The sequence below is a fragment of the Vibrio sp. CK2-1 genome (assembly GCF_021726515.1).
In the GTDB taxonomy this organism is placed as follows: domain Bacteria; phylum Pseudomonadota; class Gammaproteobacteria; order Enterobacterales; family Vibrionaceae; genus Vibrio.
In genome coordinates, this window is sequence record NZ_JAKKCJ010000004.1 from 122,990 (window position 1) to 139,619 (window position 16,630).

The window sequence follows — 16,630 nt, forward strand, 5'->3', positions numbered from 1 at the left end:
TAAGGTTAACCTAGTAGAAGCACGAGTTTTTTGTAGAGAGTTTGTGAGTAAATTAGAGGCTAGACAAACAAAAGCCCCACTCAAGAGAGCAGGGCTTAGTCATTATTCTGAAAGCTCTAAGAGATTATAGAGATTCAGTAAATGTACGTGCGATTACGTCTTGTTGCTGTTCAGCAGTTAGAGAGTTGAATCGTACAGCGTATCCAGAAACACGGATAGTTAGCTGAGGATATTTCTCTGGGTGCTTAACTGCGTCTTCTAGAGTTTCACGGTTAAGAACGTTTACGTTTAAGTGTTGACCACCTTCAACGCCTGCTTCATGGTGGAAGTAACCATCCATTAGACCAGCAAGGTTTGCTTTCTTCTGATCGTCAGACTTACCTAGTGCGTTAGGTACGATAGAGAATGTGTAAGAGATACCATCTTGTGCATCAGCAAACGGTAGTTTCGCTACTGAAGTTAGAGATGCTACAGCACCTTTCTCATCGCGACCGTGCATTGGGTTAGCACCTGGAGCGAATGGAGTACCAGCACGACGACCATCTGGAGTATTACCAGTTTTCTTACCGTATACCACGTTTGAAGTGATAGTAAGAATTGACTGAGTAGGAATAGCGTCACGGTACATTTTAAGCTTACGGATTTTGCTCATAAATGTAGAAACAAGTTCACATGCGATGTCATCTACGCGTGAATCGTTGTTACCAAATTTAGGGTAATCGCCTTCGATTTCAAAATCGACTGCTAGACCGTCTTCATCACGAACTGGTTTCACTTTTGCGTACTTGATAGCAGCAAATGAGTCAGCAGCAACAGAAAGACCAGCAATACCACAAGCCATTGTACGGCGAACGTCACGGTCATGAAGAGCCATTAGAGACGCTTCGTAGCTGTATTTGTCGTGCATGTAGTGGATAGAGTTCAATGCTGTTACGTATTGAGTTGCTAACCAGTCCATGAAGCCATCCATTTTTGCCCATACTTCGTCAAAATCTAGGTATTCACCTTCGATTTTGTCCATTTTAGGACCAATTTGGATTTTCAGTTTCTCATCCACACCACCGTTGATGGTGTAAAGCATAGTTTTTGCTAAGTTAGCACGAGCACCGAAGAACTGCATTTGCTTACCAACAACCATTGGCGATACACAACAAGCGATTGCGTAGTCATCAGATTGTAGGTCAGGACGCATTAGGTCATCATTTTCGTACTGGATAGAAGAAGTATCGATAGACACTTTCGCACAGAAGTGCTTAAAGCCAGCAGGAAGTTGCTCAGACCAAAGAACAGTGATGTTTGGCTCTGGGCTTGGACCCATAGTGTATAGGCTGTTTAGGAAACGGAAGTTAGTACGTGTAACTAGTGTACGTCCGTCAAGACCCATACCACCCATTGATTCTGTTGCCCAGATTGGGTCACCAGAGAACAACTCATCGTATTCAGGAGTACGTAGGAAACGAACCATACGTAGCTTCATTACGAAGTGGTCAATCATTTCTTGCGCTTGTTCTTCAGTGATGCGACCTGCAGCGATATCACGTTCGATGAAGATATCTAGGAAGCTTGAAGTACGGCCAAGAGACATTGCTGCACCGTTTTGAGATTTAACAGCCGCTAGGTAACCGAAGTAAGTCCATTGGATTGCTTCTTGAGCTGTTTGAGCAGGACCAGAGATATCACAACCGTATTTTGCAGCCATTTCTTTGATTTGGCCTAGTGCACGGTGTTGCTCAGCAATTTCTTCACGAAGCTGCATTGTTGCTGTTAGGTCTTCGCCTTTTTCAAAACGTTCTTGTAGAGACGTGAATTGAGCGAATTTGTCTTTCATCAAGTAGTCGATACCGTATAGCGCTACGCGACGGTAATCACCAATGATACGACCACGGCCGTAAGCATCAGGAAGACCAGTCAATACGCCAGATTTACGACATTTCATGATGTCAGGAGTATAGATATCGAAAACACCTTGGTTGTGTGTTTTACGTAGTTCTGAGTAGATCTTAGAAACTTGTGGATCTAAAGTACGACCGTAAGCTTTACAAGAACCTTCAACCATACGGATACCGCCGTTAGGGATGATGGCACGTTTAAGTGGTGCTTCAGTTTGAAGACCAACAATCGTTTCAAGATCTTTGTTGATGTAACCTGCATCGTGTGCAGTGATGGTAGAAATAACAGAAGTGTCAAAATCTAGAGGAGCAAGAGTTTTGTTCTCAATTTTGATACCTTCCATTACTTGAGCCCAAAGCTTGTTAGTTGCTTCAGTACCCTCAGAAACTAGGAAAGATTCATCACCTTCATATGGTGTGTAGTTCTTTTGAATGAAATCACGAACGTTTACTTCATTTTGCCAATCACCGTTAGCAAAACCTTCCCAAGCTTTAGCAAATTGCTCTGCCATGACATACCTACCTTTTTAGTAGAAAAAATACGCACTGTTGTGAGTGGTTAATGAATTAACTGCCCACGGCCCGAAGGTTCCAGTGCACTCTGATTAATAATACTGATGGACTAGTGTCTAACCCATTAGTATTAGTATTTTTAGTTGCGGTATCGTAACGCTGCGTAAACTAAAATACAAAAGAAATAACGGTTTATCTTGGTTTGATTTTAAGAACATTTATAACTTGATAAAGACTAGTTTGTTCTTATGAAATCGCAAGGCTTAAGCTTTGCATTTTTGTGAAATCAATCGACGTGATAATTGTTATTTGCTTCACACAAAACTTAACAATACATAAGTCACACAGTGTTGATCTCGATCACTTTATATCAACAATCTGGCCTAAATTAAAAAAAATTTTATAAATTATACAAATTTTGTTGAATTGTTTATCAGTCTGGCTGATTGAGCGTGAGAGCTTATGTCATCAATTACTTTGTTGTTGATATTTTGGTCAATTGACAGGATGGCGAGCCTTTTTACTTGATGTAAGTGGAAATGCCTATATTATGCATAAAAATTCAAAATAAACGTCTGCATTACGACTTTTAAGCAACTCGCTTTGTTTGCAAGCCTTAATCAGTGGTGTTAGGTTATTTTGAGCATCAGGAAGATGTGTATTAATTATAAGGGAGTAATAGCGCATGACGGATGTACCCGCGCTAAATATCAAAGACTTACACAAGACCTTTGGCCACAATGAAGTCCTTAAAGGCATTTCATTGTCGGCAAACAAAGGAGATGTGATCTCTATCATCGGATCGTCCGGATCGGGTAAGAGTACTTTTCTTCGTTGTATCAATTTGTTAGAGACGCCTACTTCAGGTGAAGTTTGGGTGAATGGCGAATTGATTCAAATGAAAACCAATCGAAAAAACGAAGTTTCACCTGCCAACGATAAACAAGTTCAAAGAATTCGCTCACGTCTTGCCATGGTATTCCAAGGTTTTAACCTGTGGTCACATTTAACTGTGCTAGAAAATGTGATCGAAGCTCCAGTTCACGTATTAGGTGTGCCGAAAGCTCAAGCGATTGAAAATGCAGAATTGCTGCTTAAAAAAGTGGGCTTGTATGATCGCAAAGATTACTACCCTGGGCATCTTTCTGGTGGTCAGCAACAACGTGCTGCGATAGCCAGAGCATTAGCGGTTGATCCTGAAGTCATGCTATTTGATGAACCAACTTCAGCACTTGACCCTGAATTGGTCGGCGAAGTGTTGGGGGTAATGCGAGATTTGGCAGAAGAGGGGCGCACTATGCTGGTAGTGACTCACGAAATGGCCTTTGCCCGTGATGTTTCAAGCCATGTGATGTTTCTTCACCAAGGGAAGGTGGAAGAGCAAGGCGATCCCGAAAAACTGTTTACTAATCCTGAATCGGAACGCTTTAAACAGTTTATATCTTCGGTTTATTAACCCCATAAATTAAAGAAATCAGTAAAAGAATTCAGCGCTTAATGAATAAGCTGATAATAGCTTTGCGATCTTTGTTTTTCAGAGAGCTCAAAGTAGACAACAAGAAAACACAACATAACAAAAGTCATAATCACAGGAGTATGGATATGAAAAAGTGGTTTTTAGCAGCAACAATTGCGGCTACAGCTTTATCTGGAGTGGCACAAGCCAAGGATTGGAAAACAGTGCGCTTTGCAACTGAAGGAGCTTACCCTCCGTTTAACTACACACAAGCCGATGGCACACTAGCCGGTTTTGATGTGGATCTTGCTAATGCTCTATGTAAAGAGATGGAAGCGAAGTGTCAAATCATCGCGCAAGATTGGGATGGTATTATTCCGGCACTACTTGCTCGTAAATACGATGCGATTATTGCAGGTATGTCGATTACCGAAGAACGTAAAAAGAAAGTTGCCTTTACGAATAAATACGCTTTGATTCCAAATAAATTTATTGCCAAAGAAGGTGCAAATATTCAGTTCACCAAAGAAGGCTTAAAAGGCGTGAAAATTGGTGTTCAGCGTTCAACAACGCATGACCAGTACATTGAAGATAACTACAAAGATATCGTTGATGTTTCACGTTACGGTACGTTTGATGAAGCTTATCTCGATCTTGAAGGTGGCCGTATCGATGCCGTATTTGGTGATGCGTCAGCACTTCAAAGTGGCATGCTAGATAAGAAAGAAGGCTATGGATTCACGGGCCCATCACTGACGGATGAAAAATGGTTCGGTGATGGTTTTGGTATCGCCGTTCGTAAGCAAGATAAAGATCTCGCTGAGCAGATAAACAAAGCCATTGATTCACTACGTGAAAAAGGTATTTATCAGGAAATCGCTGCTAAGTACTTTGCGTATGATGTTTATGGCGAATAAGCCACTTTAAAATTAGAGGCAGTACCAGCTTAAACAAAATGGGCTGCCTCTCACTAAATTAGACCTTTATGATGTTAGATTTTTTACAAGGTTATGAACAAACCATTTTGCAGGGCGCTTTAGTTACGATTGAAGTCGCGTTGTTATCTTTGGTTGTAGCTGTATTGCTTGGCATTTTAGGGGCATTGGCAAAACTTTCTCCTTATCGCTGGGCTCGCGTGATCGCGACCACCTATACCACCATTATTCGTGGCATTCCTGATCTCGTATTGATGATGCTTATTTTCTTCGGTGGTCAGATTTTATTAAACAACTCTCTCTACTCACTGAATGAGCAAATCAATAGCTGGATGACCAGTTATAACGCAAGCCATGAGTGGACGGCTTATCTTCCTGACTATATCGATGTCAGCCCATTTACGGCAGGCGTACTGACCATTGGTTTTATCTTTGGCGCTTATATGGCGGAAACGTTCCGCGGTGCAATTATGGCGGTGGATAAAGGGGAGTTAGAAGCAGCCAAAGCCTATGGTATGAGTAGTGTGATGTCTTTTCGCCGTATTTTATTACCACAGATGGTTCGTCATGCTATTCCGGGGTTTGGCAACAACTGGCTGGTACTACTTAAAACCACGGCGTTGGTGTCTATCATTGGATTAGATGACATGGTACGCGTTGGGGCACTGGCAGCCGGCTCGACTAAGATGCCATTTACCTTCTACATGACGGTATCGGTGATCTTCTTATTTTTTACTAGCGTTTCTATTGGCCTACTTAGGTTGCTAGAGCGTAAATACACATTACATACGAGGTAAGCATGGATTTTTCAGTCATCATTGACAGCTTGCCTTTATATTTTGAAGGCTTATGGACCACGTTTTGGTTGGTCGGTTTAGCATTAATTATTGGGCTAGTGATTGCGATTCCTGCCGGTATTGCTCGAACAAGCAAAAATTATTTTATTAACTTTCCGGTATGGTGTTACAGCTACTTTTTCCGAGGTACGCCGTTACTTGTTCAGCTGTACTTGATCTACTACGGTAGCAACCAGTTTATGCAAGTGCGAGATACCTTATGGGAGCATGCTTGGTTTTGTGCGCTAGTTGCTTTTGTGCTGAACACCGGAGCATACACCTCAGAGATTTTTGCTGGCGCAATTAAAGGGCTTGATAAAGGCGAAATTGAAGCGGGGAAAGCTTACGGTATGTCTACATGGAAGATATATCGCCGCATTATTTTGCCAAGCGCATTGCGTCGAGCACTACCTGCTTATAGTAATGAAGTGATCTTTATGCTGCATGGCTCTGCGGTGGCAGGTATCGTCACGGTAATGGATATTACAGGCGTGGCACGTTTGGTGAACTCACGTACTTACGCACCATTTGAAGCGTTCTTTACTGCCGGTATTTTCTACATGATTTTAAGTATGTCGATTATCTACGCGTTTAAGGTAACGGAAAAACGATTATTGGCTTATGCAAGACCATTAAGTTAACGAGTCACTGTATTGCGATAAAATAAACGCCGTTAGTGGAGAACTAACGGCGTTTTATTTTGTGCGTAGATTTGTGTGAGATTATTTGAATTCAGACCAAATAGGCGCGTGATCGGAAGGTTTCTCAATACCACGTAATTCGTAATCAATGCCGGCATCAATACATTTAGCCGCAAGAGATGGCGTCGCTAAAATCACATCAATACGTAGACCACGATTATCATCAAAGCCACGGGAGCGGTAGTCAAACCACGAGAACTGATTATCGACAGTAGGGTGAAGATTACGGAAGGTATCCTCAAAGCCCCAATCAAGCAGTGTTTTTAACCATTGACGTTCTTCTGGTTGGAATGAGCATTTACCGGTTTTTAGCCAGCGTTTTGCGTTTGGTTCGCCGATGCCGATATCTAAATCAATCGGGCTAATATTAATATCTCCCATCACGATGACCTGCTCATCGCTGTTGTGATGAGTGTTCAGGTGCGTCATAAGATCTTTATAAAACTGGCGTTTGTATGGGAATTTGGTTTCATGGCTAATGTTGTCACCTTGTGGGAAGTAACCATTCATCACCGTCGTTTTCTGGCCACTTTCATCTTCAAACGTCGCCATGATCATGCGCTTTTGATGTTCTTCAGTATCAGTTGAAAAGCCTTTTTGTACCGAGATAGGTTCTTGCTTACACAACATGGCAACGCCGTAATGGGCTTTTTGACCATGGAAGTAAACGTGGTATCCCATGGCTTCTACGTCTGCAAGTGGGAAAGCTTCATCATGTACTTTGATTTCTTGTAGGCCAATTACATCTGGCTGATGCTTATCGATAATGGCTTGTAGTTGATGAAGACGCGCGCGTAGGCCGTTTATATTAAATGAGATCACTTTCATTGGAATTCACTTTCCTTATTTGAGTTTGTGCCATCTTAATGGCTTAGCTCTAAAAGTAAAAGTGGCGACACTGAGAATAATCAGAGTCGCCACTTAGATGATGATTTGTTAGGCACTAGTTATTTGGTTTTAGAGATATCAGTGCTAACAAAAACGTTATTCGTAGAACCAGTAACCTTTATTAACCAACTCAGTTAATAGAGTGATTGCCGCAGGGATGCTAGTCAGAGATGACAGTGTTTGTGCTTCGATATCATCATGGTCACATAAGATGTTAGCTAAAGGCTCTAAGCCAGCTTCAAGCTCAAATACTTCACCATTGATGAATAAAGTATTTGGGTTGGTCTCATGATAGTTCGCACGTAGGCCAGCGACTTTATATAACGGTTGTTCCGTTTGGATGTACTGCATCATATCATCCATAGTGAGAGGCTCCTCCGGTACGATGATGTTTAGCTGATGACGCGATTGACTCAACATGCAACCTAAGAAATCTTCAATTCTAGCGGGATCTTCAAAGGCTTTTTTCAACATACCCGTGAGTAATTGCGTATCGGTCGTTTGGATCATACCAGAACCCGATTGCGTTTTTTGCTCTGGGTTGTGTAAGTGAACATCACCAATATCGTGCGCCAAAATGTAATCAGCAAAGTTGCTTAATAGCTCTTGTTCTTTTGGTGAACGGAAGCCAACAGAGTAGCTCATTGATGGCTCTAGTGCATAGCCATCGTGTGGGAATCCCGGCGGAATATATAAGATGTCGCCTGGTTCGAGTACGTCATCAATAATCGCATCAAAACCTTTGATTTGACGTAGAGCTTGCGCTTGGATCACTTCTTCATATTGACCTTCATCCTTCGCGCCGACACGCCAATGACGCTTGCCTAGGCCCTGACAGATGAATACATCATATTGATCGATATGTGGACCTACGCCGCCATTTTCGACGGCAAAGCTAATCATCAAGTCATCAAATAACCAACCCGGCATCGCTTTGAATGGTTCAACTAATTGCGCTGCTTCTGGGTGCCAATGGTTTGCCGCTTGTACGATCAAAGACCAATGGCTTTCTGGTAGTTGAGCGAATTTATCTTCACCAAACGGACCATGTTCAGCGCCCCATTGTTTGTCTTTGTTCGAGACAAAACGTGAATCAATGACTTCTTCCATAGAAAGTCCGGCTAGCTCGTCAGGAGTCAGGGGATCGACGAAGCCATTTTCTGGAGAACCGGTAAATAGGCCACCTTTAATGATGGTTGGTTTTTTTTGCCAATACTCGGCTAAGAATTCTTCTAGAGAAAAAGAAAGTTGATACATGAGGTGCCTACAGTTGGGTTGAAACGAAACAGGGCGCAGAGTGTAACAGAAAGCACAGATTAAAGGGAAATGCAGTGGATAGGGGAGAATGGCTAGCAAAAGAAAAGGGTCAGCCGAAGCTAACCCTTTAAGTTATGCAAGGTGTTACTCATAATCTTCGAGACACGAGACACGAGACACGAGACACGAGACACGAGCAGCAAAGCGCCCGAGTTACGGATCATCTATTTCAACAAATCCGTCAATTTAACCGCATCACCGATGTAGTTAGCTGGTGTCATTTGTTTTAGACGTTCTTTTTCATCCGCTGGGATTTCAAGACCATCAATAAATGCACGCATGCCTTCGCCATCTACACGCTTACCACGAGTTAACTCTTTTAGTTTCTCGTATGGTTTTTCGATGCCGTAACGACGCATAACTGTTTGTACTGGTTCAGCCAATACTTCCCAGTTTTTGTCTAGTTCCGCTTCTAGTGCTGCTTGGTTAACTTCAAGCTTACTGATACCGCGCATCACTGAAGAATAAGCGATCATTGCATAACCACAACCAACACCTAGGTTACGAAGAACCGTTGAGTCAGTTAGGTCACGCTGCCAGCGAGAAATAGGCAGTTTTTGTGCAAGATGACCAAAGATAGCATTGGCTAAACCTAAGTTACCTTCCGAGTTTTCAAAGTCGATAGGGTTTACTTTATGCGGCATGGTTGAAGAACCAATTTCGCCCGCAATAGTTTTTTGCTTAAAGTGGCCTAGTGCAATGTAGCCCCAAATGTCACGATCGAAGTCGATTAAAATGGTGTTGAAACGCGCAATCGCATCGAACAATTCTGCAATGTAGTCATGCGGTTCGATTTGAGTTGTGTACGGGTTCCAATCTACGCCAAGTGACTTGGTGATGAACTCTTCACTGAATGTATGCCAATCTAGCTCAGGGTAAGCAGAGATGTGAGCGTTGTAGTTACCAACAGCGCCATTGATTTTCGCAAGAATCTCAACATTAGCGATTTGCTTGTATTGACGTTCCATACGGTACGCCACGTTTGCCATTTCTTTACCCATAGTTGAAGGTGAAGCAGGCTGGCCGTGAGTACGAGATAAAAGCGGGATGTCACGATATTCAATCGCTAAGCCTTTAATCGCATCAATGATTTCACGGATTGCAGGAAGTACAACTTCATCACGTGCTTCCTTAAGCATAAGGGCGTGAGATGTGTTGTTGATATCTTCAGAAGTACAAGCAAAGTGGATGAATTCGCTTACTGCGTGCAATTCAGGTAGTGCTTCTACTTTTTCTTTTAGGAAATACTCAACCGCTTTTACATCGTGGTTGGTAGTACGTTCAATCGTTTTGATGCGGTTGGCATCATCTTCGCTGAAGTTCGCCGCAATCTCGTTAAGGTATTGGTTCGCTTCGTCACTGAATGCAGGTACTTCTGCAATTGCAGCCGTCTCTGCAAGCTTCTGTAACCAACGAATTTCAACGATAGTACGGTACTTTAGTAGGCCGTACTCGCTGAAGATGCTGCGTAACGCAATCGTTTTACTTCCGTAGCGGCCGTCTACCGGTGAAACAGCAGTCAATGCTGACAGTTCCATGTGTATCTCCTGAATTAAATTGAGTTAGATTGAAATGGGATAAATAGGTTTTGCATGTCGCTTATTATTAGGTGCGTGTTACTAGGCGCGTGCAAGTAAGATTTTAGCTTGTTCAAGCATCTTCTTACGACCAAACAATAAATGGCGACGTTTACCACCAACCTGACGCCATAGCACCGCACAACGCACGCCTGCTAATAGTAGGGCGCGAACTTTGTGTTGGTTAGTGGTTTGTTGTAATACGGCTGGTGTGCCAGAAACTTGGATGCGCGGGCCAACAGGGCTAATCACATCGAGATAAACACTGGCAAGGTTGCTGATCATTTGATCTTCTAGCAAGTCATAATGTTCAGTTTGGCGTTCGATGGTAGTCAAACGATCACCGAGTTGAGACATAGAATCTGGGCGAGCGTTGAGTTTGCGCTCTAATGACATAATGCTAATGATATAGCGGGTTGCTTCGCTGCCAGTTGGAGAACCATCTATGCCGTTAATTAAGGTTTCAAGCCCAAGCTTAAGGTTTGATTCATCACCAAAGACATCGAGCGTATTACGCGGGTTCATATTGACGATGGTTTTTAACGTTGTTTCAAGAGCCGCAGAATCACAATGCCCGTTTCGCGCGACCTGTTGAACAAGTGCAACCGCTTGGCAGATGCCAGCAAAAGCGATGGTACGGTCATAAAGAGTGTTTGCCACGTTAACTTCTCCTAAAAACAAACTTAATTAAATTGATGCTGTTTACTATAAACGAAAGGGCCACGAAGAGCCCTTTAAATGTTAATAATCGATTAGATTCTCGCTTCAATAATACCGCCGCCTAGGCAGACATCTTGCGAGTAGAATACTGCCGATTGCCCCGGAGTCACGGCTACTTGAGGCTCATCGAAAACTACTTTGATATTGTTTTCGTCGATAGGCTCAATCGTGCATGGGATATCTTGTTGGCGATAACGAGTTTTGACTGTGCAGTGTAAAGGCTCAGTAATCGTTTGACGATCAACCCAATGCAACTGCGAAGCAATTAAACCCGTAGATTTCAGCAGCGGATGATCGCCACCTTGTACTGCGATAAGCACATTTCGCTTAAGATCTTTTTCAGCGACATACCATGGGTCTTCATTACCACCGCCGCCTTTTTGGCCACCAATGTGTAAGCCTTTACGTTGACCTAGGGTGTGGTACATCAAGCCTTGGTGTTCGCCGATCACTTTGCCTTCTGGTGTTTCGATTTTACCCGGTTGAGCCGGTAAATAGCGCGATAAGAAATCGGTAAATTTACGCTCACCGATAAAACAAATACCGGTTGAATCTTTTTTCTTCGCAGTGATCAAATCTTGCTCTTCCGCAATGCGGCGAACTTCTGGTTTTTCTAAATCACCGACAGGGAATAAACTCTTAGCCACTTGTTCATGACTTAGCGTGTATAAGAAATAGCTTTGATCTTTATTGCTATCTAAACCACGAAGCATTTGCGGTAATTCACCCGCTTCGATTTGTTCTGCGGTAGGGAAGGTACGACGAACGTAGTGACCCATTGCGATATAATCCGCATCAAGCACTTCATCAGCAAATTCTAAGAAAGCTTTAAACTTGATTTCTTTGTTACACAGAATATCGGGGTTTGGCGTACGGCCTGCTTTGTATTCCGCTAAGAAATATTCAAAAACATTGTCCCAGTATTCGGATGCAAAGTTGATGGTATGCAGTTCAATGCCTAGCTTGTCACACACAGCCTGCGCATCAGCAAGATCTTCTGCTGCTGTGCAATATTCTTCGTTATCATCTTCTTCCCAGTTTTTCATGAAAAGACCTTCAACTTGATACCCTTGCTGCTGGAGCAAGTAAGCTGAAACGGAAGAATCGACACCGCCGGACATTCCGACGATTACTTTTTTATTAGCATTTTCTAGCTTTTGGCTGTTATCTGACATGCAATGAATACCACAAAATTAATCTAGCCCGAATTCTAACAGAAAGTTATCACTGGTGACAGATCCGAGAGGGGGAGAAATAACGCATACTGTACTGTTTGCTTAAACTTTAATAACTTTGTAATTACCAGGCTGTAAATCACCTAAAGACCAGTCACCAATTGAGTAACGAATCAGCCTTAATGTTGGAAAACCAATATGAGCCGTCATGCGTCTGACTTGTCGATTGCGACCTTCAATAATAGTAATTGCTAGCCAAGTTGTTGGGATGTTAGCGCGAAAGCGAACTGGGGGATTGCGAGGCCATATTTCAGGCTCGGGCATAATTTCCACTTTGGCGGGTAGTGTCATGCCATCCTTGAGCTCAACACCACGGCGTAGTTGTTCTAGATCGTCTTCAGAAGGTGCTCCATCAACTTGCACCCAATACGTTTTTGGTGCTTTGGATGTCGGCTGAGTGATTTTAGCTTGCAGAATGCCATCGTTCGTTAGCACCATCAGACCTTCGCTGTCCCGGTCTAGTCTGCCAGCGGCATACACATCTTTTACATCAATATAGTCGGCTAGAGTTTTACGCTTCTCACCGTCAGTGAATTGGCTAAGCGTATCGTATGGCTTGTTAAACAAAAGGACGATACGGTTTTCTGCGGTCACACGCGGTGAATTGTGAGTGTTTTTGGGTTTAGGGCGCTTGGTAAAACGATGCGCTGAGCTGCCTTTTCTTCCTCTTGGTTTGGTCGGATCTGTTTGAAACTTATGACTCGACTGGGGCTTTTTAGAGGGAGAGTTTGAACTCGACATGTTAACTACCTTGCAAAAATGTAAACAAATTAAGAGGCTAAGTTTTAATAACTTTAGAATTGATCTAGTATGGTGCCGCTAAAAGAAGAAGATAATAGACCATTAACTTGAATTTGTTTAATTCATTCTCGAATTTCTTACCCAAGAGAGTTCGGATGGAATGTTAAATAATATCCCTATCATCAAGTTATCGTTAAATGATTTTGACGTGACTTTGAAAGGGTATAAGTGAACCAAGGCAGCTGTGCTAAAAATTATCTGGTATAGCTAACATCTATTATCTACCAACATAGAGAAAGGTCGAATGATCTGACCGTTTTCTTGAGCCACACAGCCAATCTCATCTATTAAGGCTGTTCGAAATATATAGGGAAATTCAATGCCTACCACAGATCAAATGAAAAATAAGCAGCCAACTATTATTTACACTATTACTGATGAAGCACCCGCGCTGGCAACTTACTCACTATTGCCAATCATTCGTGCTTATACCGCTTCTTCAGGTATCAATGTAGACACTCGTGACATTTCATTAGCGGGTCGTATTATTGCGAACTTTCCTGAATACCTAACAGAAGAACAACGAATTGGTGATGCGCTTTCTGAGCTAGGTGACCTGGCGAATACACCAGATGCAAACATCATTAAACTGCCAAATATTTCTGCTTCTATTCCTCAATTACGCGCAGCGATTAAAGAGCTTCAAGCCAAAGGATACGCATTACCTAACTATCCTGATGAGCCAAAAACAGACGAAGAGCGCGCCATTAAAGAAACTTACGATAAGATTAAGGGTAGTGCAGTAAACCCAGTTTTACGTGAAGGCAACTCTGACCGTCGTGCGCCACTTTCTGTTAAGAATTATGCGAAGAAAAACCCACATTCAATGGGCGCGTGGGATGCAAATTCAGCATCACATGTTGCAAGCATGTCTGAGAAAGATTTCTACGGTAGCGAAAAATCGGTCACTATTGATGGTGCACGCAATGTACGTATTGAGCATGTAGATGCTGGTGGTTCAGTTGAAGTACTAAAAGCGCCATTTGCTCTGCAAGACAAAGAAATTATTGATGCAGCTGTACTTAATAAAGCGGCTTTGGTTGAGTTCTTTGAAAAGCAAATTGATGATGCTAAAGAGCAAGGGATCCTATTATCTCTACACTTAAAAGCGACCATGATGAAGGTTTCAGATCCTGTTATCTTCGGCTATGCAGTTAAAGTGTTCTATAAAGATGTATTCGCTAAATATGGTAACTTGTTTGAAGAGTTAGGCGTTGATGTGAATAACGGCATTGGCGATGTATATAGCAAGATTGAAAACCTACCTGCTGATCAAAAACAAGAAATTGAACAAGCATTAGACGCGGTTTATGCCACTCGTCCTTCATTGGCGATGGTAGATTCTGATCGTGGTATTACTAACTTGCATGTACCAAGTGATGTGATTGTCGATGCATCAATGCCAGCAATGCTGCGTTCTTCAGGTAAAATGTGGAACAGCGATGGTCAGCTACAAGATACCAAAGCAATGATCCCAGATCGTTCATACGCAGGTGTTTATCAAGCGGTTATCGATTTCTGTAAAGAGAATGGTGCGTTTGATCCAACCACAATGGGTAGTGTGCCAAACGTAGGTTTGATGGCACAGAAAGCAGAAGAATACGGTTCACATGATAAAACTTTCGTAGCGAAAAAAGCGGGCGTTGTACGTGTGATTGATGAAAACGATACGGTTCTACTTGAACAAGATGTTCAAGAAGGTGACTTATTCCGTATGTGTCAGGTTAAAGATGCTCCAATTCAAGATTGGGTAAAACTGGCCGTCACTCGCGCACGTGATGCTGGTGTACCAGCGGTATTCTGGCTAGATGAGAACCGTGCTCATGATGCTGAGTTGATTAAAAAGGTTAATGCTTACTTGCCACAACATGACACTGACGGTCTTGAAATTAAGATTTTAGATCCAGTATCGGCAACTAATTACTCGCTGGTTCGTATCAAAGATGGTCTAGATACCATTTCGGTAACTGGTAACGTACTACGTGACTACCTAACAGATTTATTCCCAATTCTTGAGCTAGGTACGTCAGCCAAAATGCTGTCAATTGTTCCTCTTATGAATGGTGGTGGTTTATTTGAAACGGGTGCGGGTGGTTCGGCTCCTAAGCACGTTCAACAAGTTGAAAAAGAAAACCACTTACGTTGGGATTCTTTAGGTGAGTTCCTTGCTCTAGCCGCTTCTCTTGAGCATCTAAGTACCGTTGCCAATAACCCTAAAGCAAAGGTACTGGCTGAGACGTTAGATAAAGCAACAGGTCAATTCTTAGATGAGAACAAATCACCATCTCGTAAAGTGGGTGAGATTGATAACCGTGGTAGCCATTTCTACTTAGCAGCATACTGGGCGAAAGCATTGGCTGAACAGTCAAAAGATGCTGAGCTTGCTCAACAGTTTGCACCAATCGCAGCTGAGCTTGCTGAAAAAGAGCAGCAGATTGTAACTGAGTTAAATCAGGCGCAAGGCGTTGCAGGCGACCTAGGTGGTTACTACTCATTTGATGAAGACAAAGTCGCGGCATTGATGCGTCCAAGTGAGACACTAAACCAACTGCTGAATGCTTTACGCTAAATTGAAGTAGCATTAAATAAACGATAAAGCGCTCTATATGGGCGCTTTTTTACGCTTGTTAGTAGATGCAGTAGGGTTAATTCAGCTACTTACTTTTGCCTAGTATTTGAGATATCGAGCGGGGAGTGAGTGACACACAAAAGCCATACAAATAGGTAAGATCATTTGTATGGCTTTAGATACTCTTCGTACTTGTATATAGATAACAGAAAAGTCTATAGAAAGGTGTGTTACCTAGTTATCTGTAATTGGGTTATTTACTTTGGTCGCCATCTAATGGCATGACAAGACTAGCATGAGAGCCTTTAGGGCCTTTTTCAACTTCGTAGGATACTTGTTGTCCTGCTTTTAACGTTCTATACCCATCCATTTGAATTGTCGAGTAGTGAGCGAAAATATCACCTTCTTCTCCTTCTGGACAAATGAAACCAAATCCTTTGGCATTGTTAAACCATTTAACGGTACCTGTAGCCATGCTTTACATCCCTCATGCTTTTTAACGATATAACGGTTAGTTTTTTAACCATTCTCAGAACACAATTTAGACAATCATGGCTAACAGTCAATAGCTGTTGGTGATAATTATCGGTTGAATAACAAAAATAGCGATATAAGTTTAACTTTTACTTAACACTGTGTTTTCTCATTTACATCGTTTAATGATAGCTTAGGGGTAGATTGCTTTCTTTTTAAGCTGTTAGGCTGCGAGTGTAACGGAATAGCAATCTTTTATTTGCAGGGATACAATTGGTGGATTAGTCTCTAAATAAGAAGGCAGGTTGATAGGTTTGTTTTCTATCAATGTTGGTCATAAAGTAGAATTAAACATGAATAAGCAATACCAATGGACTTCACCAGATATCGATCTTCTGGAAGATGAGAAGACCAAATTGAAGCCACCGGCGATGTATCATGTGATACTTAATAATGATGATTACACGCCGATGGATTTTGTAATTGAAATACTAAGTCGCTTTTTCTCTATGGATTTGGAGAGTGCGACCCAAGTAATGTTAAAAGTGCATTTTGAGGGAAAAGCAAGTTGCGGCACATTTACGGCTGAAGTTGCTGAAACAAAAGTGATGCAAGTCACTATGTATGCTCGTGAAAATGAACATCCCTTGTTATGTACTATGGAACAGGTGTAGTGCCTTTTATTCTGATTGGTATCACCTAGATGACTTAGGCTTTAG

General features: G+C 42.3%; 14 protein-coding genes. 6 read left to right on the top strand and 8 right to left on the bottom strand.

What is annotated here, in order from left to right; translation table 11 throughout:
• Positions 1–124 precede the first annotated feature (124 nt).
• Positions 125–2,401: a formate C-acetyltransferase gene (pflB, locus tag L3V25_RS11640; protein WP_237295513.1), complete on the bottom strand. Its 2,277-nt coding sequence runs from the start codon at positions 2,399–2,401 to the stop codon at positions 125–127.
• A 686-nt stretch (positions 2,402–3,087) separates the two neighbouring features.
• Between pflB and L3V25_RS11645 the strand changes: the two genes are divergently transcribed.
• The 4 genes from L3V25_RS11645 to L3V25_RS11660 all read left to right on the top strand — a co-directional run bounded on the left by L3V25_RS11645 (position 3,088) and on the right by L3V25_RS11660 (position 6,270).
• Positions 3,088–3,858 carry an ABC transporter ATP-binding protein gene (locus tag L3V25_RS11645; RefSeq protein WP_237295515.1) on the top strand — a complete coding sequence of 257 codons (771 nt, stop codon included), beginning with the start codon at positions 3,088–3,090 and terminating at the stop codon, positions 3,856–3,858.
• A 146-nt stretch (positions 3,859–4,004) separates the two neighbouring features.
• Complete coding sequence (locus tag L3V25_RS11650) at positions 4,005–4,775, top strand: ABC transporter substrate-binding protein (protein WP_237295517.1); 771 nt, start codon at positions 4,005–4,007, stop codon at positions 4,773–4,775.
• 71 nt (positions 4,776–4,846) lie between these two features.
• Entirely contained in the window at positions 4,847–5,590 is a 744-nt protein-coding gene (locus tag L3V25_RS11655; protein WP_027696137.1) for an ABC transporter permease, read from the top strand.
• 2 nt (positions 5,591–5,592) lie between these two features.
• Positions 5,593–6,270 (top strand): ABC transporter permease, encoded by a 678-nt coding sequence (locus L3V25_RS11660; RefSeq protein WP_237295519.1) that lies wholly within the window; start codon positions 5,593–5,595, stop codon positions 6,268–6,270.
• A gap of 81 nt (positions 6,271–6,351) precedes the next feature.
• Here the strand turns inward: L3V25_RS11660 and xthA are convergent, their stop codons facing one another.
• The 6 genes from xthA to L3V25_RS11690 form a co-directional block, all read right to left on the bottom strand.
• Positions 6,352–7,158, bottom strand: a complete 807-nt coding sequence (xthA, locus tag L3V25_RS11665; protein WP_237295521.1) for an exodeoxyribonuclease III — start codon at positions 7,156–7,158, stop codon at positions 6,352–6,354.
• A gap of 156 nt (positions 7,159–7,314) precedes the next feature.
• Positions 7,315–8,475 carry a cupin domain-containing protein gene (locus L3V25_RS11670; protein WP_237295522.1) on the bottom strand — a complete coding sequence of 387 codons (1,161 nt, stop codon included), beginning with the start codon at positions 8,473–8,475 and terminating at the stop codon, positions 7,315–7,317.
• Between the two features lie 224 nt (positions 8,476–8,699).
• Positions 8,700–10,073: an adenylosuccinate lyase gene (gene purB / locus L3V25_RS11675; protein WP_237295524.1), complete on the bottom strand. Its 1,374-nt coding sequence runs from the start codon at positions 10,071–10,073 to the stop codon at positions 8,700–8,702.
• Positions 10,074–10,154: 81 nt separating this feature from the next.
• The gene (gene hflD / locus L3V25_RS11680) at positions 10,155–10,772 is read right to left on the bottom strand and encodes a high frequency lysogenization protein HflD (RefSeq protein ID WP_237295525.1); all 618 of its coding nucleotides are present in this window, start codon (positions 10,770–10,772) and stop codon (positions 10,155–10,157) included.
• A gap of 92 nt (positions 10,773–10,864) precedes the next feature.
• Positions 10,865–12,007 (bottom strand): tRNA 2-thiouridine(34) synthase MnmA, encoded by a 1,143-nt coding sequence (gene mnmA, locus L3V25_RS11685; protein WP_237295526.1) that lies wholly within the window; start codon positions 12,005–12,007, stop codon positions 10,865–10,867.
• Between the two features lie 102 nt (positions 12,008–12,109).
• Complete coding sequence (locus L3V25_RS11690) at positions 12,110–12,808, bottom strand: rRNA large subunit pseudouridine synthase E (RefSeq protein WP_237295528.1); 699 nt, start codon at positions 12,806–12,808, stop codon at positions 12,110–12,112.
• A 397-nt stretch (positions 12,809–13,205) separates the two neighbouring features.
• Between L3V25_RS11690 and L3V25_RS11695 the strand changes: the two genes are divergently transcribed.
• Positions 13,206–15,437, top strand: a complete 2,232-nt coding sequence (locus tag L3V25_RS11695; protein WP_237295966.1) for an NADP-dependent isocitrate dehydrogenase — start codon at positions 13,206–13,208, stop codon at positions 15,435–15,437.
• 253 nt (positions 15,438–15,690) lie between these two features.
• On the opposite strand, the gene cspD is transcribed toward L3V25_RS11695, so the two are convergent.
• Positions 15,691–15,912, bottom strand: coding sequence for a cold shock domain-containing protein CspD (gene cspD / locus L3V25_RS11700; protein WP_089122766.1), 222 nt, complete (start codon positions 15,910–15,912; stop codon positions 15,691–15,693).
• Between the two features lie 352 nt (positions 15,913–16,264).
• Here cspD and clpS point away from each other — a divergent pair, with 352 nt between their 5' ends.
• A complete protein-coding gene (clpS, locus tag L3V25_RS11705; protein ID WP_027696127.1) occupies positions 16,265–16,585 on the top strand; it encodes an ATP-dependent Clp protease adapter ClpS in 321 nt (106 codons plus the stop codon).
• Positions 16,586–16,630: the final 45 nt, after the last annotated feature.